We start from the raw sequence: 20,381 nt of genomic DNA, 5'->3' as shown, positions 1-20,381 counted from the left end.
CGTGACCGACCCGCGTCCCCACCACCGGACGGCCGGCTACCGGCTGCGCCGGTTCGTGCGCGTGCTCGGCGAGGACCTCGAGGCCGCCCGGCGGCGGGACCCCGCCGCCCGCAGCCGCCTCGAGGTCGCGCTGGCGTACCCGGGCGTGCACGCCGTGTGGGCCTACCGGCTCGCGCACCGCATGTGGCGCGAGCCCCTGCTGCGCCTCCCGGCACGCCTCGTCTCGCAGGCGGCGCGGGCGCTGACCGGCGTGGAGATCCACCCCGGCGCGCGCATCGGCCGGCGCCTGTTCATCGACCACGGCATGGGGGTCGTCGTGGGCGAGACGGCGGTCGTCGGCGACGACGTGGTGCTCTTCCACACGTCCACCCTCGGTGGGCGGTCGATGAAGCGCGGCAAGCGACACCCGACGCTCGGGGACCGCGTCGTCGTCGGGGCGGGAGCGAAGATCCTCGGACCCGTCTGGATCGGCGACGACGTGCAGGTGGGGGCCAACGCCGTCGTCGTCAAGGATGTGCCCGCCGGGGCGGTCGCGGTCGGGGTCCCGGCGAAGATCCGCACGCCCGCCGCCGCACCCGCGGCGCGGGACGCCGTCGAGGACCCGTCGCTCCTCATCGAGTACGTCATCTGAGCGCACGGACGCGGGGCCGCCGTCGGGAACGACGGCGGCCCCGTCGTCTGACGCGTTTGTTCTAGTTTCCCTAGAACAACTAGACTGGGCTCGTGATGTTCCGCATCGACCCGCAGGCCGACGAGCCGCTGTTCGCGCAGCTCGTCGCCCAGGTGCGCCTCGGCGTCGTCCAGGGGCGGCTCGCCCCGGGCGAGCGGCTCCCCGCGGCCCGTGAGCTCGCGGAGGCGCTCGACGTCAACGTGCACACCGTGCTGCGCGCCTACCAGGAGCTGCGCGACGAGGGCCTCGTCGACCTCCGCCGCGGGCGCGGCGCCGTCGTCACGGCACCCGCCGCCGTCGACCTCACGCCGCTGCGGGCCGCCGTCGACCGTGTCGCGGCCGAGGCCCGCGCCCTCGCACTGCCCCCCGAGACCGTCCTGACCCTCGTGAAGGAGGCCCTCCGATGACCTCAGCCACCCCGCGCCGCTCGCCCGGACGACCGACCGAGGACGGTCGCCCGCGCCCGGACGGCCACCGCACCCTCGCGCTCCTCGTCGGTGCCGCGGGGGCGGTCGTCACCGTGGTCGCGGCGCTCGTCGCCCTGAGCTGGTCGGCGGACCTCCCCGACCCCGTGGCGATCCACTGGGGCGCCGACGGCGCGGACGGCTTCGCGTCGCTCGGTGCGGCGGTGGCGGGAAGCACGGCCCTGGGCCTGCTCACCTCCGCGGGGTTCGCCGCGATGACGGCGTTCCTGGGGCGGTCGGCCGCGAACCGGCGGGTCGCCGCGGGGGTCGCCGTCGGGCTCCCGGTCATGCTCGCGGTCCTCACCCTCGGGTCGCTCTGGATCCAGCGCGGCCTCGCCGACGCCCACGACGTCGGCGGGGTGGGCGCCGTCACGGCCGTCGCGCTGGGCACCGGCCTCCTCGTGGGCGTCGTGGTCGGGGTGCTGATCCCCGGCGACCATCCGGACCCGACCGACGCCGGAGTCCCCGACGACGCGCCCCGGGTCGCGCTCCGCCCGGGCGAGCGGGCGGCCTGGGTCGGGCGCGTGAGCGGCGGGCCGACGGTGCTCGTCGCGATGGGCGCGATCGTCCTCACCACGGTCCTGGCGCTCGTCCTGCGCGAGTGGGCGCTCCTCCTCGTGCCGGTGGTCCTGGGACTGCTGCTCGCCGCGATGATGTCGTGGGTCGTCCGCGTCGACGAGGGCGGGCTCTCGGTCCGGTCGACGCTCGGGTTCCCCCGCACGCGCGTCCCGGCCGACGAGGTGGTGCGAGCCGACGTCGCCGACGTCTCGCCGATGCGCGACTTCGGCGGCTGGGGCTGGCGCGCCGGTCGGGACGGCGCCGTGGGCATCGTCGTGCGTGCCGGCGAGTCGCTGCGCGTCGAGCGCACGGGCGGCCGCGCGCTCGTGGTCACGGTCGACGACGCCGGGACCGCCGCGGCGCTCCTCAACACCCTCGCCGACCGAGCACGCCGGATCGGCTAGTCTGGAGCCGGGCGGTACCCGAGACTCCGCGTACCGGATACCCCCTGCCCGGCGCGCGACCGGGTACCGCCCGCACCCCGACCCCGCGCACGACGCCCCGGCACGACGCCGGGCGCCCGGTGCGCGGGCGCACCCGTACGACGACCCTCGACGAGGAGGAGCCCGCATGCGTCTCGGCATCCACACCGGCTACTGGTCGGCCGGTCCCCCGGACGGCATCGAGGACGCGATCGTCGCGGCGGACCGTCTCGGCGTCGACTCCGTGTGGACCGCGGAGGCCTACGGCTCCGACGCCTTCACGCCGCTCGCGTGGTGGGGCTCGCGCACGTCCCGGATCCGGCTCGGGACCGCCGTCGCGCAGCTCTCCGCCCGCACCCCGACCGCCACCGCGATGGCCGCGCTGACGATGGACCACCTCTCGGGCGGCAGGTTCGTCCTCGGGCTCGGCGTCTCGGGCCCGCAGGTCGTCGAAGGCTGGTACGGCCAGCCGTACGCGAAGCCGCTCGCCCGCACGCGCGAGTACGTCCAGGTGGTGCGCGACGTGCTGCGCCGCGAGGCCCCTGTGACGTCGGCCGGGCCGCACTACCCGCTCCCCCTGCCCGAGGGCGCCGGGACCGGTCTGGGCAAGCCGCTCCGCTCGACCGTGCACCCTCTGCGCGCCGACCTCCCGATCCACCTCGCGGCGGAGGGCCCCAAGAACATCGCCCTCGCGGCCGAGATCGCGGACGGGTGGCTCCCGCTGTTCTACTCGCCCCGCATGGACGCGACGTTCCGCGAGCTCCTCGCCGACGGTTTCGCGCGACGCGCCCCGGAACGCTCGCCCGAGTCCGGGTTCGAGGTGAGCGCGACGGTGCCGGTCGTCGTGCGCGAGCACGTCGAGCAGGCCGCGGACCAGGTGCGGCCCTTCCTCGCGCTGTACGTCGGCGGCATGGGGGCCAAGGGCGCGAACTTCCACCGGGACGCGCTCGACCGCCTCGGGTACGCCGAGGCGTGCGACGAGATCCAGGCGCACTACCTCGCCGGGCGCAAGGACCTCGCGGCCGCCGCCGTCCCGACGGCGATGGTCGAGGACGTCGCGCTCGTCGGGCCGCCGGAGAAGATCGCGCGGGACCTCGCCGCGTGGCGCGACACCGCCGTGACGACGCTCCTCGTCCAGGGCGACGCGACGGCCGTGCAGACGCTCGCCCCGCTCCTCGCGCCCCGACCCCCTCGCTGAGTGCCGGGCATCCGTCGTCCCGCGCTCGCTCGGACGACGGACGCCCCGCGATCAACGGTCGGGGGTGTCGTCCTCGGGGAACCAGACTGCGCGGCGCAGGTCGACGCGGCGGCCGTCGCGCGACAGGGGGCACCCCTCGGCGCGCAGCTCCGTGAGCGCCGCGTCGAGGTGGTGCGCGGGCGGCGAGCCCGCCGCGTTGACCACGCGCCACCACGGGACCGGCGCACCGTCGTCGTCCACGCCGGACGACCCCGCGAGGACCTGCCCGACCTGGCGCGGGCCACCGCGGTGCAGCGTCTCGGCGACGATCTCCGCGACGAGCCCGTACGTCATGGCGCGCGCCGGCGGGATGCGCCGGACGAGCGCGAGGACGGCGCCCGCGTACTCGGCGGCGAGCGCCGTGCGGTCCGTGCCGGCGTCGCCGACCGGGGGCCGGTCCGCGGTCGAGCCACCCGTGCGTCGTGCCATGGGTCCCGACCCTAGCCGCCGCATTTGTCCTGGCGCGACGCGTGCCGAGCCTGGAGGATCGAGGCCATGAGCGACCACCGCCCCGCGCGCCTCCCCGACGGCTACGAGCTCGTCCCCCTCTCGGCGTCCGACCTCCGCGACGTGCTGGAGCTGGACACCGCGACGTTCCCGTCCCCGGTCGAGGTCGACGAGCTCGTCGACCTCCCGTTCCCGCTCACGTGGGAGCGCGCGCTCGGCGTGACGGTCGAGCACGAGGACGACGACGCGCCGCCCGTCGACGGCGCACGACCCGTGCGTCGCGAGCTCGTCGGGATGCACGCCTCGTACCCGTTCGCGCAGTTCCCCGTCCCCGGGGCGACCGCCCCGGTCGCCGGCCTCACGTGGGTGGGCGTCCACCCCGGGCACCGCCGCCGCGGGATCCTCTCGGCCATGATCGACACGCACCTCGCGCGGTGCCGCGAGCGCGGCGAGCCCGTGTCGGCGCTCTTCGCGGCGGAGGCGGCCATCTACGGGCGCTTCGGCTACGGCAAGGCCGCCGACGACGTCCGCCTCACCGTGCCGCGCGGCGCCGCGCTGCGCGACGTCCCCGGTGCCGAGCGCCACACCGTGCGCATCGAGCGGGCCGACCGCGAGCGCCACGGCGCGCTCGTCGCTGCGCTGCACGAGCAGGCCGGCGCCGACCCGACCGGCCAGGGCGCCGGGATCAACCGGCCCGGCTGGGCGACGCGCGAGACGCCCGAGCTCCAGGCGACGTTCTGGGACGACGCGAAGGTGTGGCGCAAGGACCGCGAGCCGACGCGCATCGCGATCGTCGAGCTCGACGGCGAGCCGCGCGGGTACGCACGGTTCCACCGCAAGCTCTCCTGGGAGGTCACCGGGCCGCGTGGGCCGGTGAGCACGGGCGAGGTCGTCGCGCTGGACGCCGCGGCGGCACGCGCGCTGTGGGGCGTCCTCACCGACCTCGACCTCACCCACGAGGTGACGCCCTTCATGCTGCCGGTCGACGACGTCGTCACGAGCCTCCTCGTGGACCCGCGCTCCGCGTCGCCGCGCCTCGCGGACAACCTCTGGGTGCGCGTCGTGGACGTGCCGGCCGCGCTCGCCGTGCGGCGCTACGCGGCGGACGTGGACGTCGTCCTGCACGTGACGGACGAGCGCCTGCCGCACAACGCGGGCCGCTGGCGGCTGCGTGCCGGGGCATTCGGGGACGCGACGGTCGAGCGCACCGAGGACGCCGCGGACCTCTCGCTGGACGTGCGCGAGCTCGGCGCCGCGTACCTCGGCGGGACGTCGCTCGCGGCCCTCGGCGCCGCGGGTCTCGTCACCGAGCACTCCCCCGGCGCCCTCGCCCGTGCGGGCGCGGCGTTCGGCTGGCCGGTCGCCCCGGTGTGCAGCTGGGTCTTCTGAGGCTCACGCCTGGCAGACGCCGCACCAGTAGAGGTTCCGGCCGGCGAGCTCCTTGAGCAGCACGGGCGTGCCGCACACGCGGCACGGCAGCCCGTCGCGGTGGTAGACGTAGAACGCCTCGTCCGCAGGGACCGCGTCGGGCGCGTCGTCGGTGTTCTGCCGCACGCGGCGGCGCCCGGACGGCGCCTCGACGACGTCGGCCGTGGGGGCTGCGGCGTCCCGGTCCTCGGGTCGGGTCGTGACGATCGCTCCCGTCCGGGTGCCGTCGCGCATGAGGACGACGAGGTCGTCCCACAGGGCGCGCAGGTCCTCGGCGGGCACGTCACGACCGGCGCGCATCGGGTCGAGCCGCGCGCGGAACAGGGACTCCGCGCGGTAGATGTTGCCGACGCCGGCGACGACGTCCTGGTTCATGAGGAGCAGCCCGACGGCGCTGCGCGAGCGCCGCACGGCGGCGACGAACTCCTCGCGCGGGTCGCCCTCGCCGGGAGCGGCGTCGCGGATCGGGTCGGGCCCGAGCCGGTCCTCGACCGCCCGCTTCTCCTCCCCCGTGACCACCTCGCACGCCGTCGGCCCGGTGAGGTCGGCGACGGCGTGCGCCCCCACGAGCCGCACGCGCACCGCGCCACGGGGCGGCGGGGGCGACCACGCGTCGTCGGGCACGGGGTCGGGCGCACCCGGCCCCGCCGGGACCGTCTCGCGCTCCCCGATGCGGCGCCGCGGGGCACCGATCGCGTGCACGACGGCGGTGCTGCCGTCGCCCGCGAACGTCCAGGCGCCGTAGAGGCCGAGGTGGACGCGGAGCCAGCGCACGTCGTCGGGTCGCCCGGCGGTCCCCTGACCGAGGAGCGTCGGGTCGGCGAACCCGAGGAAGAGCTGCTTGCCCCACGCCTCGCTCGCGACGAGGACCTGTCCGTCGAGCACGGCCGCGCCCGCGGCGAACCGGCCCTGCGGGCTGCTCACCGCGAGCGTCTCACCCGTGAAGAGCTCGCCGAACGCGCGCGCGAGCCGGTGGACGGTGTGCCCCTCGGGCACGTCAGGCGGAGGTGCCGCGCGTCGCCTCGTACGCCGCGAGCTGGTCGATCCGGCGCTGGTGGCGCGGGTCGCCGCTGAACGGCTCGGCGAGGAACGCGTCGACGAGCTCGACGGCCTCGTCGACCGAGTGCTGGCGCGCACCCACCGCGACGACGTTCGCGTCGTTGTGCTGGCGGCCGAGGCGTGCGGTCTCGAGGTTCCACGCGAGCGCGGCCCGCACCCCGACGACCTTGTTGGCCGCGATCTGCTCCCCGTTGCCCGACCCGCCGATCACGACGCCGAGCGAGCCCGGCTCGGCGGCGACCGCCTCGCCCGCCGCGAAGCAGAACGACGGGTAGTCGTCCTGCGCGTCGTAGGTGTGGGCCCCGTGGTCGACGACGTCGTGCCCCGCGGCCTCGAGGTGCTCGACGAGATGGGTCTTGAGCTCGTAGCCGGCGTGGTCCGCGGCGAGGTGAACGCGCATGGGCCCATCATGCCCCAGCGAGGCACCGGGACGTCGGGGGGAGGCCGTAGCCTGAGACGCATGACACAGACCTCCCCGACGTCCACGCCCGCGTCCTCGTCCGGCACGACCGGCACCGTCGGCACCGAGCGGTCCGGCATCGACCTGGACGCGCTGGACCCCGCCGTCCGGCCGCAGGACGACCTGTACCGCCACGTCAACGGGCGCTGGCTCGCGACGCACGAGATCCCCGCCGACCGCGCCATGGACGGCGCGTTCCGCGCGCTGCACGACCAGGCCGAGGTCCACGTGCGCGAGATCATCACGGACCTCGGCGAGCAGGTGGCGTCGGGAGCCGAGGACGTCGGCGCCGACGCGGCGAAGGTCGGCGCGCTCTACGCGAGCTTCATGGACACCGACCGGATCGAGGCGCTCGGCACCACCCCGCTCCAGACCGACCTCGCGCTGATCGCGGCCGCGACGACGCAGGCCGAGCTCACCGGCACGCTCGGCGCGCTCCAGCGCACCGGGGGCGCGGGCGCCGTCGGCTTCTGGGTGGACAACGACGCGAAGGACCCCGAGCGGTACGTCGCCTACCTCTTCCAGTCCGGGCTCGGGCTGCCCGACGAGGCGTACTACCGGGAGGACCAGTACGCGCCGGTGCGCGAGAAGTACGTGCCGCACGTCGCGCGCATGCTCGCCCTCGCGGGCGTCACGGCCGAGACGTGGGGCGCGACGCCCGAGGACGCGGCCGCCCGCATCCTGACGCTCGAGACCCGGCTCGCGGCGAAGCACTGGGACGTCGTGCGCGACCGCGACGCCGACCTCACGTACAACCCCCGCACGCTCGCCGCCCTCGCCGACGAGGCGCCCGGGTTCGACTGGCGCGCCTGGGTCCTCGCGCTCGGCGCCCCGCAGGGCTCGCTGGACGACGTCGTCGTGCGCGAGCCGGACTTCGCGGCCGGCTTCGCGGAGCTGTGGGCGAGCGAGCCGCTCGAGGACTGGAAGCTCTGGATGGTGTACCACCTGGTCACCGCCCGCGCGCCGTACCTCACGGACGAGGTCGTCGAGGCCAACTTCGACTTCTACGGGCGCACGCTGTCGGGCGCGCAGGAGGTGCGCGAGCGCTGGAAGCGCGGCGTCTCCGTCGTCGAGGGTGCGCTCGGTGAGGCCGTGGGCGCGCAGTACGTGGCCCGGCACTTCCCGCCCGCGCACAAGGCGCGCATGGAGGAGCTCGTCGCCTACCTCGTCGCCGCGTACCGAGAGTCGATCACGACGCTCGAGTGGATGACGGAGGAGACCAAGGAGAAGGCGCTCGCCAAGCTCGAGGCCTTCACCCCCAAGATCGGCTACCCGGTGAAGTGGCGCGACTACTCGGCGCTCGTCGTCGAGGCGGACGACCTCGTCGGCAACGTCCGCCGCGCCCACGCGTTCGAGCAGGACCGCGAGCTCGGCAAGATCGGCAAGCCGCTGGACCGCGACGAGTGGTTCATGACGCCGCAGACCGTCAACGCGTACTACAACCCCGGCATGAACGAGATCGTCTTCCCCGCGGCGATCCTCCAGCCCCCGTTCTTCGACCCCGAGGCCGAGGACGCGGTGAACTACGGCGGCATCGGCGCCGTGATCGGGCACGAGATCGGGCACGGCTTCGACGACCAGGGCTCCAAGTACGACGGCGCCGGGCGGCTCGAGGACTGGTGGACGACGACGGACCGCGAGGAGTTCGAGAAGCGCACCAAGGCGCTCATCGCCCAGTACGACACCTTCCGCCCCGCCCAGCTCGGCGAGGACGGGCCGCACGTCAACGGCGCGCTGACGATCGGCGAGAACATCGGCGACCTCGGCGGCCTGTCGATCGCGCTCAAGGCCTACCGGATCGCGCTCGGCCGCCCGCTCGACGAGGCGCCCGTCGTCGACGGGCTCACGGGGATCGAGCGCGTGTTCCTCGGCTGGGCGCAGGTCTGGCAGTCCAAGGGCCGGGACGAGGAGGTCGTGCGCCGCATCGCGACCGACCCGCACTCCCCCAACGAGTTCCGCTGCAACGGCGTGGTCCGCAACGTCGACGAGTTCTACGCGGCCTACGACGTGCAGCCGGGCGACGCGCTGTATCTCGCCCCCGAGGAGCGCGTGCGCATCTGGTGACGTGAGGGAGCACGAAGGGCCCGCGGCGGTTCACCCGCCGCGGGCCCTTCGTGCGTGCCGGGACCGTCCGGTCTCTCGCTCGCTCGGAGCGGGTCTCGGCGGCTCAGAGCGTCCGGATGCCGGCGCGGGCGATCGTGAACCCCTTGCCCGTCGCGTCGTCGCGGCACGTCATGCCTGTCTCCGCGCTGTCGCACGTGAACGGGCCGACCGTCTTGGACGTCCCGTAGTCCAGGACCGCGGTGCCGCCCGGAGCGGGCTGCGGCTGCTCGGCCGCCGGGACGCAGGGCTGCTCCACGCTGCCGTCGGCGCCGAGGACGACCTTGTAGCCGACCGTGCCGTCGCAGCCCGCCACGGGCGCCGGCTGGGTGCCGAGCTGGGCGATCACGCACGTCGCACTGAGATCGGTGACCTCGCACGTGATGTTGAGGGACTCCGACGCGAACGTCTCGGACACGGTGGGCTCGGCGGGCGGCGCCTCCTCGGTCCCCTCCGTGGCGGTCGCGGAAGGGGGCGGGGTCGCTCCGCCCGCGGGATCGTCGTCGCCTCCGCCCCCGAGCAGCGAGATCGCGAAGACGATCGCGCCGATGACCAGCAGCGCGTCGACCACGATGAACGCGATCCACCCGGGGCTCAGCCGGTCCGACCGGCGGCCACCGCCGCCGTTGCTCCCGCCGCGACCGGCGGGCGGTCGGGGCGTCGCGCCCGAGGAGCCCGCGCCGGGCGACGCCGCGGACGCCGCCACCGAGGCCGGCGGGTGGTAGGCAGGCTGCGGCTGCTGGGGCGCGGCCGAGGCGTAGCCCGCCGGCACCCCGGGGTCGTACGACGGAGCGCCAGGAGCGCCGTACGTGCTCGTCGGCGCGTAGCCGGTCGGCGCGGCGTCCGCGTAGACCGGTCGGCTCGCTGCGGTCCCGACGGGAGCGGCGACACCGAACCCGTTCTGCTCGGTCGCGTAGCGCACCCGCTGCGGGGGCACCGGCGCGGGCACCGCGGGCTGGGCCGCGGTCGGGAGCTCCGTGATCGGCGTGACGTGCTGGACGGTCGTCGGCTGGAACGACGACGCGACGACGGTCGGCTGCCCGTCCGCGGGCGTGGCGCGGGGCGCCTGGGCCGTCGGCCCGCTCGTGGGCGCGAACGACGGCGGGACCACCGCCGCGGCGCTCGTCACCGGACCGGCGAACGCCTGGGTCGGCTGGGCGTCGTCCCTCCCGACCGCGCGCCCCGGCACGCCGCCAGGGGGCGGCGGCGGTGGTGGCACGGGTGCGTTCGGGGACATGCGGCTCCTCGCGGGCTCCTCGTCGGACTCACCCGGCACGACCGGGCGGCGGGCGCTCCTGACACCGCCCGCAACCTGACGAAGCATGGCACGAGGCACCCGTGCGGGTCGAACCCCGCCGACGGCCGGACGGTCCCGTCGGCGGGGTTCCCGAGCCTGACCGGGTCAGTCGAAGACCGGGCCCTGGGTCCGCGTGCGCTTGATCTCGAAGAAGCCGGGGGTGCTGGCGACGAGCACGCACCCGTCCCACAGCCGACCTGCGGCCTCGCCCTTCGGGGCGGGCGTCACGACCGGGCCGAAGAACGCGGTGTCGCCGAACGCGACGACCGGGGTGCCGACGTCCTCGCCGACGCGCCCGATCCCCTCGGCGTGCGACGCGCGGAGCTGCTCGTCGTAGGCGTCGGAGCTCGCGGCCTCCGCGAGCGACGCGGGCAGGCCCACCTCCGCGAGCGCCTCGAGCAGCACCGCGTCGTAGTCCGTGCGGCCGCCCGGGTGCAGGCGCGTCCCGATCGCGTCGTAGAGCGGCTTGACGACCTCCTCGCCGTGCTCGACGCGCGCGGCGGTGACCACGCGCACCGGGCCCCACGCCTTCTCCATGAGCTCGCGGTACTCCTCCGGCAGGTCCCGACCCTCGTTGAGCACGGCGAGGCTCATGACGTGCCAGCGGACGGTGACGTCGCGCACCTGCTCGACCTCGCCCATCCAGCGGCTCGTCATCCACGCCCACGGGCACACGGGGTCGAACCAGAAGTCGGCGACGCGCACGGCGTCCTCGGTCGCGGTGGTGTCGGACGTCGCGGTGAGGGTCACGGGACGGGTCTCCTTCGTCGTGGGCGGCGCCCGGTGGACCCGGGTCGCCGGAGTGGCAGGGCGGCGCGCGCGGACGGCCGGCGGCGTCGCCCACCCAGTCTCGACACCGGGCGGGCGCAGCGTATTCCCGGACGGTAATCCCGGGGGCGGGCGCGGGCACCCGTGGGATGATCGTCCGTGGCCCACAGGCCGCCGTCGAGGCCGCCCGGCCCGACCCGAGACCGAGGAGATGCAGTGCCCGGAGAGAACCTCACCCGCGCCGAGGCGAGCGAGCGCGCGGCGATCGTCGACGTCCAGTCCTACGAGGTCGACCTCGACCTCACGACGGGGGCGACGACGTTCGCGTCGACGACCGTGGTGCGGTTCACCGCGACCGAGGGGGCGAGCACCTTCGTCGACCTCGTCGCCCCGACGGTGCGCGAGGTCGTGCTCAACGGGCGCTCCCTCGACCCGGCGGAGGTCTTCACGGACTCGCGGATCGCGCTCGAGGGCCTGGCGGCCGACAACGAGCTCCGCGTCGTCGCCGACTGCGCGTACACGAACACCGGCGAGGGCCTGCACCGGTTCGTCGACCCGGTCGACGGCGAGGTCTACCTCTACACCCAGTTCGAGGTGCCGGACTCACGCCGCGTGTTCGCCGTCTTCGAGCAGCCCGACCTCAAGGCGACGTTCGCGTTCACCGTCACGGCCCCCGCGGCGTGGCAGGTCGTGAGCAACCAGCCGACGCCGGCGCCCGAGGCGCTCGGCGCGAAGGCCGACCCGACCGGCACCGGCGCCGGCGACGTGGAGGTCGCGCGCTGGGCGTTCGAGCCCACGCCGCGCATCTCGTCGTACATCACCGCGCTCGTCGCGGGCCCGTACGTCGTGGAGCGTAGCGAGCTCACGTCGTCCGACGGCCGCACGATCCCGCTCGGGGTCTTCTGCCGCGCGTCGCTCGCGGACCACATGGACGCCGACTACGTCTTCGACAAGACGCGTGAGGGCTTCGCGTTCTTCGAGTCCGCGTTCGAGCACCCGTACCCGTTCGACAAGTACGACCAGCTCTTCGTGCCCGAGTACAACATGGGCGCGATGGAGAACGCCGGGTGCGTGACGTTCACCGAGACCTACGTCTTCCGCTCCAAGGTCACCGACGCCGTCAAGGAGCGCCGGGTCGTGACGATCCTCCACGAGCTCGCGCACATGTGGTTCGGCGACCTGGTGACCATGAAGTGGTGGAACGACCTGTGGCTCAACGAGTCGTTCGCGGAGTACGCCTCCACCCTCGCGACCGCCGAGGCCACCGAGTGGCACGAGGCCTGGACGACGTTCGCCGCGATGGAGAAGTCGTGGGCGTACCGCCAGGACCAGCTCCCCTCGACGCACCCGATCGTCGCGACGATCAACGACCTCGAGGACGTCTTCGTCAACTTCGACGGCATCACGTACGCCAAGGGCGCGTCCGTGCTCAAGCAGCTCGTCGCGTGGGTCGGCAAGGAGCAGTTCCTCGCGGGCGTCGCCGCGTACTTCCGCAAGCACGCCTGGGGCAACACCGAGCTGCGCGACCTGCTCGTCGAGCTCGAGGCGACGAGCGGCCGCGACCTCACGCAGTGGTCCGCGCTGTGGCTCGAGACGGCCGGCGTGAACACGCTGCGCCCCGAGTTCGAGCTCGACGCGCACGGGCGCTTCACGACCTTCGCCGTCCTGCAGTCGGCTGCCGCGGACCACCCGACGCTGCGTCCCCACCGTCTCGGCATCGGCCTCTACGACCTCGTGGACGGCGTCCTCACGCGGGTCCACCGCGTCGAGGTCGACGTCGACGGCGCCCGCACCGAGATCCCCGAGCTCCTCGGGCTCGACCGCCCGCAGCTCGTCCTGCTCAACGACGACGACCTCGCCTACGCGAAGATCCGCCTCGACGACGCGTCGCTCCAGGTGGCCACCGAGCACCTCGCCGACCTGGCGGACCCGCTGGCCCGCTCGCTCGTCTGGGGTTCCGCGTGGGACGCGACGCGCGACGGCGAGACGCCGGCCGGCGACTACGTGCAGCTCGTGCTCGGCAACATCGCGCGCGAGACCGAGTCGACGACGATCCGCACGACGCTCAACCAGCTCGCGCTCGCCGCGAAGACGTACGTCGCGCCGGAGCGCCGGGACGAGACCCTCGCGCACGTCGGAGACGTGCTCTGGTCGCTCGCGCAGGACGCCGCGCCCGCGTCCGACCTGCAGTTCCAGCTGGTCAAGTTCTTCGCGCACCTCGCCTCCACCCCCGCGCACGGCGAGGCGCTGCGGTCGCTGCTCGACGGGTCGGCCGCCCTCGACGGGCTCGAGATCGACACCGACCTGCGCTGGGAGATCCTCGAGGGCCTGGTCCTGCTCGACCTCGCGGACGACGCCGAGATCGAGGCGACCCTCGCCGCCGACTCGACGGCGACCGGCCAGCAGTCCGCCGCCCGCGCCCGTGCGACGGTGCCCACCGCCGAGGCCAAGCGCGCGGCGTTCGACCGCCTCGTCGGCTCGGACGACGCGCCCAACGCGATCGTCCGCGCCACGACGCTCGGCTTCCAGCACGTCAACGACCCCGAGTCGCTCGCGCCCCTCGTGGGCGCGTACTTCGACGCGCTGCTGCCGCTGTGGGACCAGCGGTCCTACCACATCGCCGAGGCGCTGGTCACCGGGCTCTACCCGGCACCGCTCGCGAGCACCGTCCTGCGCGACGCGACCCAGGAGTGGCTCGACGCGAACGCCGACGCCGCCCCCGCGCTGCGTCGCCTCGTCGTCGAGAACCTCGCGGGCGTCGAGCGCGCCCTCGCCGCCCAGGCCGCCGACGCCTGACCTCACCCGCCCGAGGCGCCGGGGCCGCTCCCACGACGGAGCGGCCCGGCGCTCCCCACTGCGTCTCGAACCCGGGGGCCGGGGTCCACGACTCGCGGTCGACCTCGAGCCCGCGAGGTCGGCCCCGCGACGGGGCGCGTCCCGTCCCTCCGCTCGCCGAGGTACAACCGTGGTCGGCCCAGCGAGAACCCCGCCCGCCGAGGTAGAACGCGGGTCCGCCGAAGCAGAGTTGCAGTCCGTCGAAGCAGAACCGTGGTCCTGCGCGACGGCGCTCGCTCGCCTGTCGCGGTCAGGTCGTCAACGGCAGCCGGCCCCCAGGGCGGCGTCGAGCTCGAGACGTCGCGGTCGACCAGGTGACCCGGCCGGTCACCCAGGCGCGCTGAAGGCCGGGCCGGAGACTGTGGACGTGTCACGTACGTGGCCTGGCCGCGTACGGCACCGAACCAGGATGCGCGTAAACCGTCTGCCCGCGCGGGGCTGCGCGCGACCACGCGCCTTCTCTTGCCGAGCCGTGTGACTACGGCTCGTCGGACGGTCGGGAAGGGCGACAACCACATGCTCGGCGGAGCACGACGTTCGGCCCGTCACGACGACGCGCCCAGGCACGGAACAATGCTGTGCCGCGAAAGCCAGACGCACGACGCAAGACGCAACCCACCAGGCGGGCGGTCGCCCAGGCGGGCAAAGACCAGGGTGAGACGACGCCGGGCGGGGTGGGTGGTGGTGCCGCGTCGTGGCGGGCCTGGCGGGAGCCGCGAGGAACGAGCGGCGGATGGTAGACGCGGCACCACCACCCACCCCGACCACCCAGGGCGACCACACGCCGTCGAGCAGGAGGACCACGGCTCTACCTCACCGAACCAGGGTTCTACCTCAGCCCGCCACGGTTCTCCCTCGGCAAACCAGGGTTCTCCCTCGGGTGACCGCGTTCGACTGGGCGGACGTCCCTCGGCGCGTCAGAGGGCGTCGTTCATGGCCTTCGCGAGGGAGCGCAGGCGGGCGGAGTCGAAGAGGTCCTCCAGGAGGACGACGTTGCCCGACGAGTCGCCGAGGGGCACCTTCCAGTTGGGGTACTCCTGGTCCGTTCCGGGCTGGTTCTGGGAGCGGCGCTCCCCCACGGCGTCGGCGAGCGAGACGCCGAGCAGGACGGCGGGCGTGGCGCGGACCAGGCGGTGCAGGGCCTCGACGAGCTCGCGCTCGGACGGGTCGTCACCGACGAGCCCGCGCTCGCGCAGGAACGCGACCATGGCGTCGCGCTCGGCGCGGGCCGCGCGACGCACGTCGGCGACGTCCTCGGTGAGGACGCCGAGCCGGTCGCGCAGCTCGACGTGCTCGCCCGCGAGGTAGCCGGCGGACGGCGGCAGGTCGTGGGTCGTGACGGTGGCGAGCGCGAGCCTTCGGTAGTCCTCCGGGGGCAGCGGCGCGCCGTCGCCCGTCTTCTCGAACCAGAGCACGGACGTGCCGAGCACGCCGCGGTCGGCGAGGTAGTCGCGCACCCACGGCTCGAACACGCCGAGGTCCTCGCCGATGACGATCGCCCCGGCGCGGTGGGCCTCGAGGCACAGGATGCCGATGAGGGCCTCGTGGTCGTAGCGGACGTAGGCGCCGGCGTCGGCGCGCGCCCCGCCGGGGATCCACCACAGGCGGAAGAGCCCGATGACGTGGTCGATGCGGATCGCGCCCGCATGGCGCAGGACAGTCCGCAGCATGTCGCGGTAGGGCGCGTAGCCGGCGCGGGCGAGCGCGCGCGGGTGCCACGGCGGCTGGGACCAGTTCTGCCCCTGCTGGTTGTACATGTCCGGGGGCGCGCCGACGGAGACCCCCGTCGCGAGCACGCCACGGTGCGCCCACACGTCGGCGCCCTCGGGGTGCACACCGACGGCGAGGTCGTGCATGATCCCGACGGACATCCCCGCCTCGCGGGCGGTGCGCTGGGCGGCCCGGAGCTGTTCGTCGGCGACCCACTGGAGCCAGCAGTAGAACTCGACCCGGTCGGCGAGCTGGTCCCGCAGGGCCGCGACGGTCGGCCCGTGCGGGTCGTACGCGCCGGGCGGCCAGTCGCGGTCGCCGTAGTGGTCGGCGAGCGCGCACCACGTCGCGAAGTCCTCGAGCCCACGTCCCTGCTCGGCGCGGAACGCGTCGAGCGACGCCTGGCGCGCGGTCGAGCGCGGCGCGGCGAAGACGACCTCGAGCGCGGCCTTCTTGGCGTCCCACGCGGCGTCGCGGTCGATCGGCCCGGGGTCGGTGTCGAGGTCGCGCACCGGGTCGAACGCCCACTCGACGAGCGAGCGGTCCGCGGCCGACAGGTAGCCCGTCTCGCGGATGTCCTCGACCCGGACGTAGAGCGGGTTGACGAAGCGCCGGCTCGTCGGCAGGTAGGGCGACGGCGTCATCGGCGTGCGCGGCTCGGCGGCGTGCAGCGGGTTGACGAGCACGAAGTCGGCCCCGGCCTCGCGCGCGGACAGCCAGGCGAGGTCGGCGAGGTCGGCCAGGTCCCCGACGCCCCACGAGGCCCGCGAGCGCACCGAGTAGAGCTGGGCCATGAAGCCCCAAGCGCGCCGCTCGACGACCGCGGCGGGCAGCTCGAGCCGCTGCGGCGTCACGACGAGCGTCGCGCGGGCCTGCGTCCCGTCGCTCTCGGCGTGCAGGTCGTGCCACCCGAGGGGCAGGTCGGCGGGCACCTCGAACGTCGCGCGCCCCACGCGCCGGCCGTCGACCGTGCGCGGCTCGACGAACACGTCGAGCTGGCCGAGGTCGCGACGCTCGCGCGCGGCCCGTGCCGCGTGCTGCCCGGCCGGCTGACCACCGTGGCGCGACGGCTCGGCCTCGAGCTCGACCCACACCTCGACGGCGGACCCGTCGGCGACGTGCACGGGGAGCGGGACGGCGTCGCCCTGCCGCACGACGACGGTCGGCGGCAGCATCTGGCGCCACGCGTCGTCGCGTGAGTGCTCGAGGCTCACCGCCACCTTCTCGGGCGACGAGGCCGGGACACCGAGGGCCTCGAGCACAGCGACGAGCGTCGAGGCGCGGACCTGGCGGCGCGACCCGTCGAAGTCCCAGAAGTCGGACGCGACACCGTGGGCGTCGGCCAGCTGCACCAACGGCTCGGGCAGGTCCGTCTGCGGGGGTTCGCTCACGCCTGCATCCTGCCAGAACGCGGGCCCGCGAGCAGCGCGTTCGCCCGGCGCGCCCAGGGACCGCCCACCTCGCCCGGGTACCCTGCGCTCATGTCCCACCCCCTTCTCGCCCCCGTCCTGCGCCTGCCCGCGGACGTCCCGGAAGAGGTCCGCAACGGCTTCGACCCCGGCAACCCCGACGACTGGTTCGAGTGGTTCGTCGGGGTCCCGCTGCGGGTCCTCCTCATCATCGGTATCGGAGCGATCGCGCTCGCGCTCGTGCGCCGCCTCATCCGCAGGATCACCGAGCACATCGCCGACGGGACGCCCGCCCTGCGCAGCAAGCGTCTGCGGGGTGTGGCCGAGTCCGGGGTCGGCAGCGTCCTGCTGCGCGCGAACCCGCTCGCGTCCGCGCGACGGGCCCAGCGCGCGCGGACGGTGGGCTCGGTGCTGCGGTCCGTCGCCAACATCGTCATCGGGGCGACGATCGTGCTCCTCGTGCTCACGGAGCTGGGCGTGAACATCGCGCCGTTCCTCGCCTCGGCGGGCATCGCGGGCGTCGCGCTCGGCTTCGGCGCGCAGAGCCTCGTCAAGGACTTCCTGTCCGGGACGTTCATGCTGCTCGAGGACCAGTACGGCGTCGGCGACACCGTCGACTTCGGCGAGGTGACGGGCACCGTCGAGGAGGTCGCGCTGCGCGTCACCAAGGTGCGCGACGGCAACGGGACCCTGTGGTTCGTGCGCAACGGGGAGATCCTGCGCACGGGGAACAAGACCCAGGAGTGGGGCCGCGCCGTGGTCGACGTGCGCGTCGCGTACTGGGCGGACGTCGAGGCGGTGCGCGCGGCGCTGCTCGCCGCGGCCGAGGACGTCGGCGCCGACCCCGTGCTCGGCACGTACTTCCTGGAGCCCCCGGAGGTCACGGGCATCGAGTCGATGACGGCGGAGGCGCTGCTGCTCAAGGTGCAGGTCAAGACGCAGGCCGCGATGCAGTGGGAGGTGGCGCGCGCCCTGCGCACCCGCGTCCGGCAGGGGTTGTCCGACGCGCGGATCCCTCTCGCGGGGGCGCAGCAGGTGGTCGTCCTCGACCACTCGCCGTCCGTACCGGACGACCGGCCCGACGACGGTGCCGGCACCTCGGGGCGGGACGAGCAGGCGGCGCGCGACCGCCGCGGCGCCGCGGCGGCGGCCGTCGTGCAGGACCGCACCGGCGGCGCGGCCGGACCGACCGCCTGAGCCGGGTGGCGCCGTCGGGCACGCGGACCGACGGCGCCGGCCCTCCGCTCCGGAGGGCCGCAGGGGTCAGCGCAGGCCGTCGAGCTCCGCGGCGAGGTTGTCGGCCTCCGGGCCGACGATGACCTGGACGACGCGGCCCGAGCGCACGACGCCGAACGCGCCGGTCGCCTTGAGGCGCGCCTCGTCGACGAGCTGCGGGTCGGTCACCTCGACGCGCAGGCGCGTGATGCACGGCTCCAGGTCGACCACGTTGCCCTGGCCCCCGAGGGCCTCGAGGATCTGCTGTGCCTTCTGGTCCGAGGGGGTGCTCATCGAAAGTGTCTCCTGAGGCGAGTCGCGGGTGGGATCCGCGCGGGGGATCCGGGGTGTCGGGGTGCCGTGCACCTGGGATCAGCCTAGTCTCCTCGCGAGGTTGTCACCGGATCGACGCCGACCTGCAACCACGGCGCAACAGACCTGTGCCGCGGGCGTGCGACGGTCGGGACGGTGGCGGGCACGCGTGCGCACCGGCCCGGGCACCCGGGTCGCACGCCCGAGGCGGACAGGAGCGAGGGTCGTGACGGGCGGAGTTCAGGACGAGGCACGGCAGGTCATCACGGGCATCGGCGTGTGCCCCGGGACGGTGGTCGGACCGGTGGTGCTCATGCCGGAGCCGATCGCGGAGCCTGCTCCCGGGCTCCGGATGGGACCGCGCGAGGACCACGAGGCGCAGGCCCGGCGCGTCGACGCCGCGGCCGCGCAGGTCGCCGCCGACCTCCAGTGCGCGGCGGACGCCGCCGACGGCGAGACGCGCGACGTGCTCGAGGCGACGGCGGCCATGGCCGGCGACCCCACCCTGGCCGCCGACGCGCGGCGCCGCGTCCTCGAGGAGCACCTAGTGCCCGAGCGCGCCGTGTGGGAGGCCGCGCAGGAGGTCGTGCGGCAGTTCACCGAGCTCGGCGGGTACTTCGCCGAGCGCGCTCGCGACGTCGCCGACGTGCGTGACCGGCTCGTCGCGGTGCTGACCGACCGCCCGACGCCCGGCGTGCCCGAGCACACGGAGCCGTTCGTGCTCGTGGCGCCCGACCTCGCGCCGTCTGCCACCGCCGCCCTCGACCCCGCGCGCGTGCTCGCGATCGTCACCGACGGCGCCGGGCCGACCTCGCACACCGCGATCGTGGCGAACGCCAAGGGCATCCCCGCGGTCGTCGCGGCGACCGGGGCCAGCGCCGCGCTCGCGCCGGAGGACGTCGTCCTCGTCGACGGCGCCGCCGGGACGGTGGTCGTGCACCCGTCCGACGAGCAGGTCGCCGCGGCGCGGGCGCGCTCGCTGCAGGTGCGCACGTTCGACGGCACCGGCCGCACGCGCGACGGGCACCGCGTGCAGCTCCTCGCGAACGTCGGCGACCCCGCCGGCGCGGCGCCCGCGGCCGCGACGGGGGCGGAGGGCGTGGGGCTGTTCCGCTCCGAGTTCTGCTTCCTCGACCGCGAGCAGCCCCCGACCGTCGAGGAGCAGGTGACTGCCTACCGCACGGTGTTCCGCGAGTTCGGCGGGCGCAAGGTCGTCATCCGCACGCTCGACTCGGGAGCGGACAAGCCGCTGCACTTCCTCACCGTCGACGACGAGGAGAACCCCGCGCTCGGCGTGCGCGGGCTGCGCACGGCCGCGCGCTGGCCGGAGCTGCTCGAGCAGCAGCTCGACGCGATCGCGCAGGCCGCCGCCGCGGAGGAGGCCGAGGTGTGGGTCATGGCACCGATGGTCTCGACCGTGGGCGAGACCGAGTGGTTCGTCGAGCGCTGCCGCGCCCACGGGCTCGACGTCGCGGGCGTCATGGTCGAGGTCCCGAGCGCGGCGCTGCTCGCGGGCCCGATCCTCGCGCGCGCCGCCTTCGCCTCGATCGGCACGAACGACCTCACGCAGTACACGATGGCGGCCGACCGCCTCCTGGGCTCGCTCGCCGAGCTGAGCGACCCGTGGCAGCCGGCCGTGCTGCGGCTCGTCGAGGTGACGTGCGCCGGTGGCGCGCAGCAGGGCCGGCCCGTGGGGGTGTGCGGCGAGGCGGCCTCGCAGCCCGTGCTCGCCGTCGTGCTCGTGGGCCTCGGGGTGTCGTCGCTGTCCATGACGGCCCGGGCGATACCCGACGTCGCCGCGCTCCTGCGCGAGGTGGACCTCGACGAGTGCCGACGCCTCGCGCGGCTCGCGGTCGAGGCCGAGAGCGCGGCCGAGGCCCGCGCCGTCGTCCGCGAGAACCTGCCGGTGCTCGCCGAGCTCGGCCTCTGACGTGGACGGCGCGGCGCTCGTCGCCGTGAGCGCGGCGCGACGCGCGGTGTGACGTGCGCC

General features: G+C 75.0%; 16 protein-coding genes. 9 read left to right on the top strand and 7 right to left on the bottom strand.

Annotated features, from left to right (window positions below):
- Nucleotide 1 precedes the first annotated feature (1 nt).
- From epsC to A0J59_RS20835, 4 genes are all read left to right on the top strand, one after another.
- Nucleotides 2-631: a serine O-acetyltransferase EpsC gene (gene epsC / locus A0J59_RS20850; RefSeq protein ID WP_064317331.1), complete on the top strand. Its 630-nt coding sequence runs from the start codon at nucleotides 2-4 to the stop codon at nucleotides 629-631.
- A 92-nt stretch (nucleotides 632-723) separates the two neighbouring features.
- A complete protein-coding gene (locus tag A0J59_RS20845) occupies nucleotides 724-1,077 on the top strand; it encodes a GntR family transcriptional regulator (protein WP_064317330.1) in 354 nt (117 codons plus the stop codon).
- A complete protein-coding gene (locus tag A0J59_RS20840; protein ID WP_064317329.1) occupies nucleotides 1,074-2,096 on the top strand; it encodes a hypothetical protein in 1,023 nt (340 codons plus the stop codon). The genes A0J59_RS20845 and A0J59_RS20840 overlap by 4 nt, the downstream gene beginning before the upstream one ends.
- A 166-nt stretch (nucleotides 2,097-2,262) precedes the next feature.
- On the top strand, nucleotides 2,263-3,312 hold the full coding sequence (locus A0J59_RS20835) for an LLM class F420-dependent oxidoreductase (protein ID WP_064317328.1): 1,050 nt from the start codon (nucleotides 2,263-2,265) through the stop codon (nucleotides 3,310-3,312).
- A 51-nt stretch (nucleotides 3,313-3,363) separates the two neighbouring features.
- On the opposite strand, the gene A0J59_RS20830 is transcribed toward A0J59_RS20835, so the two are convergent.
- Nucleotides 3,364-3,780: an MGMT family protein gene (locus A0J59_RS20830; RefSeq protein WP_082919232.1), complete on the bottom strand. Its 417-nt coding sequence runs from the start codon at nucleotides 3,778-3,780 to the stop codon at nucleotides 3,364-3,366.
- A gap of 66 nt (nucleotides 3,781-3,846) precedes the next feature.
- Here A0J59_RS20830 and eis point away from each other — a divergent pair, with 66 nt between their 5' ends.
- Nucleotides 3,847-5,187 carry an enhanced intracellular survival protein Eis gene (eis, locus tag A0J59_RS20825; RefSeq protein WP_064317327.1) on the top strand — a complete coding sequence of 447 codons (1,341 nt, stop codon included), beginning with the start codon at nucleotides 3,847-3,849 and terminating at the stop codon, nucleotides 5,185-5,187.
- Between the two features lie 3 nt (nucleotides 5,188-5,190).
- On the opposite strand, the gene A0J59_RS20820 is transcribed toward eis, so the two are convergent.
- Both A0J59_RS20820 and A0J59_RS20815 read right to left on the bottom strand, forming a co-directional pair.
- Nucleotides 5,191-6,222 (bottom strand): Fpg/Nei family DNA glycosylase, encoded by a 1,032-nt coding sequence (locus tag A0J59_RS20820; RefSeq protein ID WP_064317326.1) that lies wholly within the window; start codon nucleotides 6,220-6,222, stop codon nucleotides 5,191-5,193.
- Nucleotide 6,223: 1 nt separating this feature from the next.
- Nucleotides 6,224-6,685 carry a ribose-5-phosphate isomerase gene (locus tag A0J59_RS20815; protein WP_047234459.1) on the bottom strand — a complete coding sequence of 154 codons (462 nt, stop codon included), beginning with the start codon at nucleotides 6,683-6,685 and terminating at the stop codon, nucleotides 6,224-6,226.
- A gap of 60 nt (nucleotides 6,686-6,745) precedes the next feature.
- Between A0J59_RS20815 and A0J59_RS20810 the strand changes: the two genes are divergently transcribed.
- The gene (locus A0J59_RS20810; protein ID WP_082919231.1) at nucleotides 6,746-8,809 is read left to right on the top strand and encodes a M13 family metallopeptidase; all 2,064 of its coding nucleotides are present in this window, start codon (nucleotides 6,746-6,748) and stop codon (nucleotides 8,807-8,809) included.
- 103 nt (nucleotides 8,810-8,912) lie between these two features.
- Here the strand turns inward: A0J59_RS20810 and A0J59_RS20805 are convergent, their stop codons facing one another.
- Both A0J59_RS20805 and A0J59_RS20795 read right to left on the bottom strand, forming a co-directional pair.
- On the bottom strand, nucleotides 8,913-10,082 hold the full coding sequence (locus A0J59_RS20805) for a hypothetical protein (RefSeq protein ID WP_156533219.1): 1,170 nt from the start codon (nucleotides 10,080-10,082) through the stop codon (nucleotides 8,913-8,915).
- Between the two features lie 165 nt (nucleotides 10,083-10,247).
- Nucleotides 10,248-10,892 carry a DsbA family protein gene (locus A0J59_RS20795; protein ID WP_269430027.1) on the bottom strand — a complete coding sequence of 215 codons (645 nt, stop codon included), beginning with the start codon at nucleotides 10,890-10,892 and terminating at the stop codon, nucleotides 10,248-10,250.
- Nucleotides 10,893-11,126: 234 nt separating this feature from the next.
- Here A0J59_RS20795 and pepN point away from each other — a divergent pair, with 234 nt between their 5' ends.
- A complete protein-coding gene (gene pepN / locus A0J59_RS20790) occupies nucleotides 11,127-13,706 on the top strand; it encodes an aminopeptidase N (protein ID WP_064317324.1) in 2,580 nt (859 codons plus the stop codon).
- A 956-nt stretch (nucleotides 13,707-14,662) separates the two neighbouring features.
- Here the strand turns inward: pepN and malQ are convergent.
- Nucleotides 14,663-16,846, bottom strand: coding sequence for a 4-alpha-glucanotransferase (gene malQ / locus A0J59_RS20785; protein ID WP_064317323.1), 2,184 nt, complete (start codon nucleotides 16,844-16,846; stop codon nucleotides 14,663-14,665).
- A gap of 90 nt (nucleotides 16,847-16,936) precedes the next feature.
- Between malQ and A0J59_RS20780 the strand changes: the two genes are divergently transcribed.
- Nucleotides 16,937-18,061 carry a mechanosensitive ion channel family protein gene (locus A0J59_RS20780; protein WP_082141514.1) on the top strand — a complete coding sequence of 375 codons (1,125 nt, stop codon included), beginning with the start codon at nucleotides 16,937-16,939 and terminating at the stop codon, nucleotides 18,059-18,061.
- A gap of 66 nt (nucleotides 18,062-18,127) precedes the next feature.
- Here A0J59_RS20780 and A0J59_RS20775 read toward each other — a convergent pair whose 3' ends face one another.
- Complete coding sequence (locus A0J59_RS20775; RefSeq protein ID WP_255318904.1) at nucleotides 18,128-18,445, bottom strand: glucose PTS transporter subunit EIIB; 318 nt, start codon at nucleotides 18,443-18,445, stop codon at nucleotides 18,128-18,130.
- Between the two features lie 172 nt (nucleotides 18,446-18,617).
- Between A0J59_RS20775 and ptsP the strand changes: the two genes are divergently transcribed.
- Nucleotides 18,618-20,321, top strand: a complete 1,704-nt coding sequence (gene ptsP / locus A0J59_RS20770; RefSeq protein ID WP_082919229.1) for a phosphoenolpyruvate--protein phosphotransferase — start codon at nucleotides 18,618-18,620, stop codon at nucleotides 20,319-20,321.
- The last annotated feature ends 60 nt before the right edge of the window (nucleotides 20,322-20,381 follow it).

It is taken from the genome of Cellulosimicrobium sp. I38E, assembly GCF_001647255.1.
GTDB lineage: Bacteria > Actinomycetota > Actinomycetes > Actinomycetales > Cellulomonadaceae > Cellulosimicrobium > Cellulosimicrobium cellulans_E.
Note: the sequence above shows the minus strand (reverse complement) of the source record. Positions and strands in the feature narration are given on the sequence as shown.